General features: G+C 68.2%; 12 protein-coding genes. 6 read left to right on the top strand and 6 right to left on the bottom strand.

Going from position 1 to position 11,465, the window contains the following annotated elements:
• The 5 genes from AB0L60_RS18925 to AB0L60_RS18905 form a co-directional block, all read left to right on the top strand.
• A partial coding sequence (locus tag AB0L60_RS18925) for a phosphoenolpyruvate carboxykinase domain-containing protein (RefSeq protein WP_364615223.1) occupies positions 1–363 on the top strand: 363 nt, incomplete at its 5' end.
• A 2-nt stretch (positions 364–365) separates the two neighbouring features.
• The gene (locus tag AB0L60_RS18920) at positions 366–2,015 is read left to right on the top strand and encodes a SulP family inorganic anion transporter (RefSeq protein ID WP_364615220.1); all 1,650 of its coding nucleotides are present in this window, start codon (positions 366–368) and stop codon (positions 2,013–2,015) included.
• A gap of 2 nt (positions 2,016–2,017) precedes the next feature.
• Positions 2,018–2,398 (top strand): DUF5313 family protein, encoded by a 381-nt coding sequence (locus tag AB0L60_RS18915; protein WP_354839696.1) that lies wholly within the window; start codon positions 2,018–2,020, stop codon positions 2,396–2,398.
• 169 nt (positions 2,399–2,567) lie between these two features.
• Complete coding sequence (locus tag AB0L60_RS18910; protein WP_364615215.1) at positions 2,568–3,374, top strand: hypothetical protein; 807 nt, start codon at positions 2,568–2,570, stop codon at positions 3,372–3,374.
• A 139-nt stretch (positions 3,375–3,513) separates the two neighbouring features.
• Positions 3,514–3,744 carry a hypothetical protein gene (locus tag AB0L60_RS18905; RefSeq protein ID WP_364615212.1) on the top strand — a complete coding sequence of 77 codons (231 nt, stop codon included), beginning with the start codon at positions 3,514–3,516 and terminating at the stop codon, positions 3,742–3,744.
• Between the two features lie 112 nt (positions 3,745–3,856).
• On the opposite strand, the gene AB0L60_RS18900 is transcribed toward AB0L60_RS18905, so the two are convergent.
• The 6 genes from AB0L60_RS18900 to AB0L60_RS18875 form a co-directional block, all read right to left on the bottom strand.
• A complete protein-coding gene (locus AB0L60_RS18900; RefSeq protein ID WP_364615209.1) occupies positions 3,857–5,002 on the bottom strand; it encodes an acyl-CoA dehydrogenase family protein in 1,146 nt (381 codons plus the stop codon).
• A 178-nt stretch (positions 5,003–5,180) separates the two neighbouring features.
• On the bottom strand, positions 5,181–6,059 hold the full coding sequence (locus AB0L60_RS18895) for a lysophospholipid acyltransferase family protein (RefSeq protein ID WP_364615206.1): 879 nt from the start codon (positions 6,057–6,059) through the stop codon (positions 5,181–5,183).
• 72 nt (positions 6,060–6,131) lie between these two features.
• Entirely contained in the window at positions 6,132–7,754 is a 1,623-nt protein-coding gene (locus AB0L60_RS18890) for an AMP-binding protein (RefSeq protein WP_364615268.1), read from the bottom strand.
• Positions 7,755–7,884: 130 nt separating this feature from the next.
• Positions 7,885–8,436 (bottom strand): nuclear transport factor 2 family protein, encoded by a 552-nt coding sequence (locus AB0L60_RS18885; protein ID WP_364615203.1) that lies wholly within the window; start codon positions 8,434–8,436, stop codon positions 7,885–7,887.
• An 88-nt stretch (positions 8,437–8,524) separates the two neighbouring features.
• On the bottom strand, positions 8,525–9,814 hold the full coding sequence (locus AB0L60_RS18880) for a helix-turn-helix domain-containing protein (RefSeq protein ID WP_364615200.1): 1,290 nt from the start codon (positions 9,812–9,814) through the stop codon (positions 8,525–8,527).
• A gap of 115 nt (positions 9,815–9,929) precedes the next feature.
• On the bottom strand, positions 9,930–10,556 hold the full coding sequence (locus AB0L60_RS18875; protein ID WP_364615197.1) for a TetR family transcriptional regulator: 627 nt from the start codon (positions 10,554–10,556) through the stop codon (positions 9,930–9,932).
• A gap of 95 nt (positions 10,557–10,651) precedes the next feature.
• Between AB0L60_RS18875 and AB0L60_RS18870 the strand changes: the two genes are divergently transcribed.
• Positions 10,652–11,446 carry a thioesterase family protein gene (locus tag AB0L60_RS18870; protein WP_364615194.1) on the top strand — a complete coding sequence of 265 codons (795 nt, stop codon included), beginning with the start codon at positions 10,652–10,654 and terminating at the stop codon, positions 11,444–11,446.
• Positions 11,447–11,465 lie beyond the last annotated feature (19 nt).

The raw sequence follows: 11,465 nt of genomic DNA, 5'->3' as shown, positions 1-11,465 counted from the left end.
AACTGGTTCCGGCGCAGCGCCGACGGGAAATTCCTGTGGCCCGGCTTCGGCGACAACGTGCGCGTGCTGAAGTGGGCCCTGGAGCGCCTGGACGGTGCGTCCGAGGCCGTCGAAACCCCGATCGGGTATGTGCCGGCCCCGGACGCGCTGGATCTGAACGGTATGACCGACGCGCAGCGTGACCTCACCGCCGCCGCGCTCGCGGTGAATGTCGACGAGTGGGTGAACGAAATCGGTTCGATTGACGAGTGGTACGCCACCATCGGCGGCAACCGACTGCCCGAACAGCTACGCGAACAGCTCGCCGCGCTGAAAACCCGTCTCGCCGAGGAACGTTCGACGGACACCGCCGGGGCGCGCTGATCGTGAGGGCTCTGCTGCCGACCTGGTCGGATTGGAGACCGGCGGTCCGCTCCCCCGGTGCCGACCTGTTGTCCGGATTGATCGTCGCGCTGGTGGCATTGCCGCTGGCGCTGGGCTTCGGCATCAGCTCCGGCCTCGGCGCGGCGGCCGGTATCGCGACGGCGATCGTGGCGGGCGTGGTGGCCGCGGTGTTCGGTGGCTCCCGCTTCCAGGTGTCCGGGCCGACCGGGGCCATGACGGTGGTTCTGGTGCCGATCTTCCACCAGCACGGCGCGAGTGGGGTGCTGGCCGTGGGGCTGCTGGCCGGCATCGTGCTGGTGGTGCTCGCGGTCGCCGGGGTCGGGCGCGCGGTGCGCTACATGCCCGCCCCGGTGATCGAGGGCTTCACCGCCGGAATCGCGGTCGTCATAGCCCTGCAGCAGTTCCCCTCCGCCCTCGGCATCGCCCACGCGCACGGCGAGAAGGTGTGGCAGTCCGCGTTCGACGCGGTACGCCACTATGCCGCACAGCCGCACCACGTGACGCTCGCGACCGCGCTGATCGTGGCGGCGATCGTACTGATCGGCGGCCGGTACCTGCCCAAACTGCCGTTCGCGCTGATAGCGGTGGTGATCGCCACCGTCGCCGCCAAAATGTTCGATCTCGATCTCACACCCATCGGATCGGTCCCGGCCGGATTGCAGGCTCCCACACTCGGATTCGTGCATCTGGACCAGCTGGGCACGCTGATCGCGCCCGCGCTGGCGGTGGCCGCCCTCGCGGCGCTGGAGTCGTTGCTCTCGGCGACCGCCGCCGACGGCATGGCCGTCGGCACCCGCCACGACCCGAACCGCGAACTGTTCGGACAAGGGCTGGCAAATATCGCCGCACCCCTGTTCGGCGGCGTCCCGGCCACCGGCGCCATCGCCCGCACCGCGGTCAACGTGCGCTCCGGCGCACGCACCCGGCTCGCGGCGCTCACCCACGCGGCCGTGCTGACCGCGATCATCTACCTCGCCGCTCCACTGGTCGCCGATATCCCCTTGGCCGCGCTCGCGGGCGTCCTGCTGGCGACCACCGTGCGGATGGTGGAGACCGCGTCGCTGGCGGCCATCGCTCGCGCCTCGAAGGGCGATGCCGCCATCATGGCGGTGACCTTCCTGGTCACGGTCGCGCTGGACCTGGTGACCGCGGTCGCCGTCGGCGTCGGCATCGCGGTGCTGCTGGCACTGCGCTCGGTCGCGAAAGAGGCCCGGCTGCGACGACTTCCGCTGGACATCCCGGCCGACGACACCGATCATCTGGCCGCCGAACACGACCTGCTCCACGACCACATCGTGGCCTATCGCATCGACGGTCCGCTGTTCTTCGCAGCCGCCCACCGGTTCCTGCTCGAACTCGCCGAGGTATCCGACGTGCACGTGGTCATTCTGCGCATGTCCCACGTCACCGCCCTCGACACCACCGGCGCACTGGTACTCAAGGACGCCATCGGGAAACTAGAGCACCACGGTATCGCGGTCCTCATGTCCGGCCTGCGCGACGACCACCGCCGCTGCCTCGGCGCGATCGGCGCCCTGCCGGTCGGCGGTGACAGCAGCATCTTCGCGCGCACGCCGGACGCCATCGCCCGTGCTCGCTGCTACCTGCCCGACCCCGTGAAAGCACCCTGACCATGACCGAACGTACGACACCGACACTCGCACAGCGCATCCGGTACATCAGCGGCGGCACCCTACCGCCGTCCATGTCCGACTGGGTGATCAACGACCTCACCGGCCCTGGCGCGGCCCGCCGCTACCTGCTGCGCATCCTGATCCCGATCATTCCTCCCTTGTGCCTGTTCCTGCTCATCCCCGGACCGCTCTGGATGGGCCTGGCCATGATGGCACTGCTCTACCTGCCACTGATCTACTTCACCGCCGCCCTCATGTACGTCTACCGCCGCGCCCGCCTCGCCAAACACGGCCTCGATCCGGCACTGGCCGATCAACGCGAACGCCAGCGTGCCGCTTCCGACCGCGAGGCCTACGAGCGACGTCACGGCCGGGCCTGAGCCCTGTCGTGAGCCGATCACGTCGGTATTGCCACTGATTGCGAATTTTCCAAGATCAAACATTACGTCCGCTCGAGCCCATGAGAGTGAGGCACTGCGAGTGACCAGCCATATCGATTCCGGTCAAGGGAACACCGCGGCCAATCGTGGGAGACCCGCCTCGAGAGACATGGGTGCCGCGGTGGTCGCGGTCTGGGGCAGCCGCGCCAATCGAACCAACAACTCGTGTTGGACGGCCATGGAGGACTATGCCGCGCTGCTCACCGATCGCACGGTGCTGCGCGGCTCGGCCGTCCCGTGCACGACGGGCCGGCCGCATTCGGTCGCCGCGCGGATCGCGAAACTCCCTCGACACATCACAGCGGTCTTCCTGATCGGACTCGACGCGCAGAAATCCGTTGCCGTGCAGTCGATCACCGCTGCCGCCCGTGGGCGCTTGGTGATCTCCGAAACCGACGCGCTCACCGCGACAGCGGCCGCCGCGGCCGTAACAGCGCTGCGCGCGAAGCGAATCCCGCCGCGGCACGGCAGGCTGGCGGTGATCGGCGCGGACCGGGCACCGCACCTGGCAGCGGCACTGCTCGAATGCGGGGCGGCCGACGTCACCGCGTTGCGCGGCAACGACTTCCATGGGCCCGCAATCCGGAAGCTGATGGTCGACCATGACATCACAGTCGACCTGACCGGACAAGACTCGAGATGGGCGGTACCCGCCCGCACGGTCCAGGTTCCCACCGACCCCTTCCACTTCGCCGCACTGGCACTACCCGGGCTCCTCGGCGCACTGTCCGGACACGGCACAAACCACGTCACTGTCGACGCGCTGGCCGCCGCCGCACGGGCACTCACACTCATCACCCCCGTCGACCGCGCCCTGCCCGATATTCGCGATCACCGACTGGTCCCTACGGTCGCGCGGCATGTGAGCAGAATTCTCGGCACGCCCACCGAGGGCAGTCCCCATACGCACCCGTAAGGCATCGAGCCGCCGTACCCCACTCGTCAGCAGGGAGGATTTCGTGATCACCCCCAACCGATTCCGGTCATGCCACCCCCGGTCCGGTGTTCCGAAAGCCACGTCCACCCCACTCGGCAAATCGGACAGAGACAGGCGCATGAAGGTGATCTCCGACCTCGAGCGGAATATCAACGCACTCGAAATCCCCGAACTGGGGTACTCGACGATCTCTGATCATGCCGCAGTGCACGTGCTGAACTCGACCAGCTTGGCCATCGTCATCCTGTGCGGACACAATGCGCACATCATCGAGCGCACCATCCGCGCCCAGGACTACGGAACCATCGACATCCACATCCACCAGGACATCATCACTGTCACCATCTGACCGACCTCCGGCCGTTGCACTGTGGCCCGACCAGGACGTCCACACGCGGGCCGCTATCGAGTCCGTTTTCACCCGACAGCGGCCATCCCGTGATCCAAGAAACCGCCTCTGATCAGGCGAGTTTCAGGCTGCGGCCGATGATCTCCTTCATGATCTCGGTGGTGCCGCCGTAGATGGTCTGGACGCGGGCGTCCATGTACGCCTTGGCAATCGGGTACTCGCGCATGTACCCGTAGCCGCCGTGCAGCTGCAGGCACTTGGTGATGAGGTCGACCTGCTCCTCGCTCGACCACCACTTGGCCATGGCGGCCTCCTCGACGGTCAGCTTCCGGTCGTTGAGCAGTTCGATGCAGCGGTCCACGAACACACGCACGGCGGTGGTCTTGGTGGCCAGCTCGGCGAGCACGAAGCGGGTGTTCTGCTGGGCGCCGATCGGCTTGCCGAACGCCTTGCGGTCGCGCACGTACTGGCAGGTCAGGTCCAGGCAGGCCTCCATGGCGGCGGCGGCCATGACGGCGATGGACAGGCGCTCCTGCGGCAGGTTCTGCATCAGGTGGACGAAGCCCTGCCCCTCGGTGCCCAGCAGGTTCTTGCCGGGGACACGAACGTCGGTGAAGGACAGCTCGGCGGTGTCCTGCGCCTTGAGGCCGATCTTGTCCAGATTGCGGCCGCGCTCGAAGCCGGGCATGCCGCGCTCGACCACGAGCAGCGAGAAACCCATCGCGCCCTTCGACGGGTCGGTCTGGGCGACCACGATCACGATGTCGGCATTGATGCCGTTGGTGATGAAGGTCTTGGCGCCGTTGAGGATCCAGTCGTCGCCGTCCTTGACCGCGCGGGTCTTGATGCCCTGCAGGTCGGAGCCGGTGCCGGGCTCGGTCATGGCGATGGCGGTGATGATCTCACCGGAGCAGAAGCCCGGCAGCCAGCGCCGCTTCTGCTCGTCGTTGGCCAGCTCCAGCAGGTAGGGCGCGATCACGTCGTTGTGCAGACCGAAACCCAGGCCGGAGTAGAAGCCCTTGGTGACCTCCTCGGTCACGATGGCGTTGTAGCGGAAGTCCAGCACACCCCCACCGCCGTACTCCTCCGGCACGGCCATGCCGAGGAACCCCTGCTTGCCGGCCTCCAGCCAGACCGAGCGATCGACGATGCCGTCGTGCTCCCACTGCTCATGCTGGGAAGCCACATGCTGATCGAGAAACTTACGGAACGACTCCCGGAACAGCTCGTGTTCGGGTTCGAAAAGAGTGCGCTCCACGCCAACCTCCTACAGTGACCACATCGGCACCATCGCCTGTGCTCATTACCGTACTCGAAAGTCGAACGGAGGTTAACTTCACGGGAGAAGAAAGTGGTCCGAACTGCGACAGTCGCCATTGACGTCGCGGAACGGAGCTGCTGAACCCCGGTAAACCTACCGGGAAATCAGGTGGTGCTCAGAGGCCGAAGCGGCCCAGGGTGCGGCCCAGCAGGCTGCGACCCCGGTCCCGGTCGCGCTCGGCCAGCAGGAAGTCCAGTTCACCTTCCAGGGCCTTCTTCACCACGGCCTGCAGCTCGGTGGCGGCGGCCTCGAGATCCTCGGCGTCACGCCACGGGCTGGTGTCGATCGGGGTGCCGAGGGAGTAGTAGAAGCGCTCGGGCTTGGGCACCAGCGTCGGACCGAGGCCGCGGATCAGCGGCGGCGTCAGATTCGAGCGCAGGCCCAGGCCCTCGACGGCCTTGCGTAGCGGCAGCATGACCGGGTGATCGCCGTCGAAGACGATGTCGTAGATGTCGTCGCCGCCGACCATGGCGATCGGGACGATGGGCGCGCCGGTCGCGATGGCCATCTTGGCGAAGCCGGTGCGGCCCTCCCACAGCAGCTGGTACTTCCGCCCCTTGCCGCGCATGGCCTCACGGCCGCCGCCCGGGAACACCGCCACGGCCTCGCCCTGCTCCAGCAGCGTGGTGCAATTGTGGCGGTTGCCGCGCACGATTCCCCAGCGGTGCAACACATCTCGCAGCCCCGGCACATCGATGAGCACATTCTCGGCGAGCCCCCGCACCAGCCGATCGTGCTGTACCAGAATCTCGTGCGCGAGCAGCGGGGCGTCGGTGCCGCCCGCCAGGCTGTGATTGCCGACGAGCAGCACCGGGCCCTGCTCCGGGAAGTTCTCCATCCCGTAGAAGCGCGGGCTGAACCAGGCCCGCGAGGGGGCGACGAGCAGATCGATGATGCGGCGATCGGCATCGGCGAGATCGACGTGCAGTGGCGCGCCGTCGGTCAGCCCCCTGGGCGATTCGGTGTCGGACCATTGATCGTCATGACGAGACAAGACAAACCCTCCCTGCAAGAACCTTCGATAACGGCATCGTAACGAAAGTCCGCGCAGGTCACCGAATCAGGGTTAGAACAGGTTCGAGCGCCCGAATGAGACGAACTCGGCTTCGAGTTCCAATTTGCCGGAATCGGTAAAGAGGTCGTACTCCGGTTTACCGCGACCGACCCAGCGATAGATCGGCTCGGACGTGTGCCAACGCTGTTCCTGGAGTTCGCGTTTGAGCACCTTGTTGGAGCCGGTGACGGGCAGATTTCCTGACACCCGCAGCAGCCGGGGCGCGCCCTTGCTGCCGAGATCGTCCTGGGCACTGAGGAATTCGGCGAACTCGGCGGCATCGAATGCGGCCGGGTCGGCCACCTCGACGGCGGCCATCACCTGGTCGCCCGAGCGGGCGTCGGGGACGCCGTAGACCGCGGCGGCAATGACCGCGGGATGCCGTCGGATCACCTGTTCGATCAGCAGCGTCGAGGTGTTCTCGCCGTCGACGCGAAGCCAGTCGCCTTTACGTCCGGCGAAATAGAGGAATCCGTCCGCGTCGATATATCCGAGATCGCCGGTCCAATACCAACCGTTCCGCAAACGTTCGGCATCCGCGGCATCGTTTTTGTAATAGCCCTCGAAGACGAGCGCACCCGCTTTGTCGATCATCTCGCCGACCGATTCGTCCGGATTCAATACACGACCGTATTCATCCAATTCCGCTCGCGCGCAATCGGCGAGGGTCTCCGGATTCACCACCGCCACCCCCGGATGGGCCGGACGGCCCAGCGCCGCGGCCGGCGCCGCCGGGTCGATGGCGGCCAGGGCCGGGCCCTCGCTGGAGCCGTAGCCCTCGAAGAGCTCGGCCCCGAAGCGGCGGCGGAACTCGGCCTGGTCGGCCACCGACGCCTCGGTGCCGAAACCGCGGTCCAGGGTGTTGTCGGCGTCCTGCGGACTCGCCGGGGTGGCCAGCAGGTAGCCGAGCGCCTTGCCCACATAGGTGAAGAAGGTCGCGCCGAAATACCGCACGTCCGAGAGGAATCCGGAGGCCGAGAACTTCGGGGTGAGGCAGACGGTCGCACCGTTGGCCAGGGCCGGAGCCCACAGCGCCATGATCGCGTTGCCGTGGAACAGCGGCATGCAGCAGTAGTCGACATCCTCGCGCACGTGACCGAACTTGTCGGTGGCCGCGTACGCGATCACCGCCAGGCGGCGCTGCGTGCACTTGACCGCCTTGGAGGTGCCGGTGGTGCCGGAGGTGAACAGCAACAGCAGCAAGGCCTCCGGGCCCGCGTGGGCGGCGGGCTCGACCCGGTGCGCGTCGATCCGCTCGGCGTAGGCCGGATCGTCGACCAGCAGGAACCGCTCCGGTTCCAGGCCGAGGTCGAGCCCGCGCAGGCGGGCCATCCCGGCCGCGTCGGTCACGATCAGCTGGCAGTCGACGTAGCGAATGTCGGCCTCCAGCTGGGCGTTTCCGCGCGTCGGGTTGATGCCCACCAGGGTCGCGCCCGCCAGCGCGGCGGCGCCCAGCCAGAAGACGAAGTCGGGCACATTGTCCAGCAGCACCCCGATGTGGAAGGGCCCGTCGCGCCGCAGCTCCCGGGCCAGTTCGGCGCGCGCCGCCGACTCCCGCACCACCGCGTCCCAGGTCCAATCGCGGTCGCGAGTCCGCACTCCGAGCCGCTCGTCGCCGAGGCGGTCGAGCAGCATGGTCGCGATGTCCGCGCGACGCCGGTGTTGCTCCGGCGACACCGCCGGGGTCTCCGCCGACACGGCCGGGGGTGCCACTGATAGGTCCGTCATGTCCGATTCGCCTTCCATATGCCGAGTCTCGCCGCTGTCAGGCGGCCGGGTGCACGAGTTCGACGTATTCCCTGGGCAGCTCGTCGAAGGACAGCTTGCGGATCTCCACCGGGCCCGAGTGGTAGGAGTCCTCGCCGACGATCAGGCCGTTCGCGTCGACCGGCCACAGCAGCAGCTGGCGGAAGGTGATCAGGTAGTCGGCGGCGGGATCGTCGACGGGGATGCCGATCTGGGCGGCGTAGGCGCCCGGGTAGATCTGCTTGAGGAAGCCCTCGGTGACCACGCAGTCGTCGTCCACCAGCAGGCGGTCCAGCTCGAACTCCAGGATGTTGGACTTGCTCTCGACGAAGGCCGAGTAGTAGGCGTGCACGGTGTCCCAGCCCTTCGGGCCGACATCCTGGCCCGCGTTCCAGAAGTGGTAGTCCGGCTCCGCGACCAGGGTGCGCATCAGACCGTCCAGGTCAGGGGCGGCCTCGGCCTTCATGTGCTCGATGACGATGCCGAGCACCTGGCGGTGGCGCTCGTTGGTGGTGACGGCCAGCCGCCGCTCGAGCAGCTCCCAGGTCTTGGCCGGATCGACAATCGCCATGGTGTGAATCTCCTTCTCCCGCACCGGTTGTGCCCACCGATCGTCACCGACCGACGTGACCCGGATCACCCGCCGCCCGTCGCGGGTATCAGCGCCTGCACCCGACACCTGTCGGATCGGGCGGCATGCGGCCCGCCAACTGCGCGGAGGACAGCGTCATGCGCCGGACAGTCAGCACCAGGGTGGCGGTGAACCGGTCCAGCGCCTCGTCCACATCCCAGCCCATCACCGCCTCGACCTGCGCTATCCGCGCGGCCACCGTGCTGTGGTGCAAGTGCAGTTCGGCCGCGGTGCGCCGCAGGGTGCCGAAGACACAGAACGCCTCGAGGGTGTCGACGGCCAGCGCTCCCGCCTCGGTGGCGGCGAACTCGTTGATCCGCATGACATCCGCCATCCCCAGCAGCCGCTGCACCGGCAGATCCGCCAGCAGCTCGAGCGCCCCCAACCGCTCGAACGCGATCACCCGCCGCCCGTGCCAGGTCGACGACGCGAATCGCATCGCGCGGCGCGCCTGCTCCCACGAGGTGGCGGCCGCGAACGCCGGCAACCGCTCCCCCACGCCGATCCACGGCCCGCCCGTGCCCGCCTGCGATGCCGGGAACGACTGCGCGACAGCAGCATTCAAGATATCCGACAGTCCCCGGTCGACCATCGACGGACGCCCGGGCCCGGTCGGGACCGGCACCGTCGAGTTCCCGGCAGCGGGCACGGACCGGTCCGAAGCGACAGCCGGGCGGCGCGTGGTCTCTCCGGCGCCACCGGGCGGCGCGAAATCCTGGACCAGCACCGCGGTCGTCGCCCCGATCACGGCCTGCCGCAGGATCGGCACGTGCTCGCCGATGATCCGCACCGCGTCCGCCGCGCCCGGCCCGGCCACCGCCAGCACCCGCGTCGCCCGCGCCGGATCCAGCCCGAGCAATCGCATGGCCCGCACGCGATCCTCACGCCGTTCCTTCTCCGACAGCACCACTTCCAGCAGTGCCGGATCATCCATCCGCAGCGGATTGGCCGCCTGCCGCACCGACGCCACGCGCAGACAATGCCGCAGCCGATCCAGCACCACGCCGTCCAGCGGATGCGCCGCGGCCGGCACCATCTGTCGCTCCAGCCAGACCGCGGGATCGGTCCCGACCGTGTCGGCGGGTGTGCCGGTGGCGGGCAGCAGGCGGCCCGCGGCGTCGTAGCGGATCAGGGTCCCGGATGGCCAGCTCGCCCCGACCGCGCATTCGGCCAGCAGCGCTGCGGCTCGCACGACCGTGTCGGCATTGGCGGCGGACTCGTCGAAATCGTCGAAGTGCGCGATGACGCGCAATACCGCGGTCGAATCGGCACCGAGCTCGGACAGTCGCAGCGGGTTCGGGGTCGGCGCAGGCTCCATCCCGCTGCTCCCTCCACTCTGATGGGATATCCCCTCAGACTCGCAACCGCTCGGCCGAATTCATCACGAATCGGTCCGACCGTCCAACTGAGTGGGACGCGACAACGCCGATGGGTCAGGCGTGAAGGAACAGTCTGAGCGATTCGTCGACCACCGCGTCGCGGGTGCGGTGGTCCGGGTCGGCCTCGGGGCGCAGCCAGATGGAGGCGTGGTTGAGGATGCCGTGCAGGCAGTGCAGGGCCACCGCGGGGTCGGGGCAGTCGAAGGCGCCGGAATCGATTCCGCGGTCGATGACCTCGCGGAAGAGGCGGTCGTGGCGGCGGCGCATGGTCTTGATGGCCTCGGAGTGCTCGCTCGGCCAGGGGGCGGGGAACGAGAAGAGCTTGCCGACCTCGGGATACAGCACGGTCAGCACATGCAGCTGGGCCGCGATCAGGACCCGCAGCTGCTCGGCGGGCGGCGCGTCGGCGGCGGTGTCCAGGGCCGCGCGGAGGCTGGTCAGGACATCGGCGGTGAGTTTCTCCAGGGCCGCGGACACCAGCGCGTCCTTGCTCGGAAAGTAGTGGTACAGCGTGGCTTTCGCGATGTCGGTGCGCTCGGCGACGTCCTCGAACCGCATGCCCTGATAGCCGCTGCTGGACAGGATCTGCAGCGCGGTCGCGATCATCTCCGCCTTGCGGCGGTCACGCCGGCGTGCCGCGCGCCCGGCGGGGGCGGCGTCCGCGTCCACGGTCGAAGTCATCGCTCGATCATAGGCGGCGCTCGGGTCGGTTGTTCCGACCACAAAGATGGTTTACCGACTAGCCAGATCAAAACTCGACCCGTAGGTTGGGAAATGTGACGGAGACGAGCGCACCCGAGTCCAGCTACTTCCGGAGAGTCGGCGAACACCGATTCGTCCCCACCCGCCACGCGGGCGGCGCGTGGGCCGACGACGAACAGCACTTCAGCCCGGTCGGCGGTCTGATCGTGCACGAGATCCTGCGCGCCCGCGCCGATCGCCCGGGTCTGGTGCTGAGCCGCATCAGCTTCGACATCCTCGGCCGGATCGGGTTCGAGGAGTTCGAGATTCGCGTCGAGACCGTCCGGCCCGGCCGCACCATCGAGCTGGTGCAGGCCACGGTGACCATCGGCGGCCGCAGCGTGGTGAGTGCCCGGGCCTGGTTCCTGAGCGTCCAGGACACCGACAGCGTCGCGGGCGGCGAACCGGACCAGCTGCCCGCGCCCGATGAGCTGGAGTCCTGGGAGCTCGGTTCGCTCTGGTCGGGCGGCTACATCGCCTCCATCGACACCCGGCCGGTCGGTATCCCACAGCCCGGCCGCACCACGGCCTGGATCACCACCTCCCTCGACCTGGTCGCGGGCGAGCAATCCGAGGCTCTCGCCTCCTACATCGCACTGGTCGACACCGCCAACGGCATCGCGGTCCGGCAGGAGCCCACCAAGTGGATGTTCCCGAACCTGGACCTGACCATCCACCTCTACCGGCAGCCGGAGGGCGAGTGGACCGGCCTCGATACGACGGTCACCTTCGGCCACACCGGGCAAGGGCTGACCAGCACCGTTCTCCACGACGTCCGGGGCGCGGTCGGTTACGCCCAGCAGATCCTGACCGTACGCCCGCAGCCCTGACCGATCGGGCCCTATAGTC

It is taken from the genome of Nocardia sp. NPDC051981 (genome assembly GCF_040680715.1).
GTDB lineage: Bacteria > Actinomycetota > Actinomycetes > Mycobacteriales > Mycobacteriaceae > Nocardia.
This window is presented reverse-complemented; position numbering and strand designations above follow the sequence as displayed.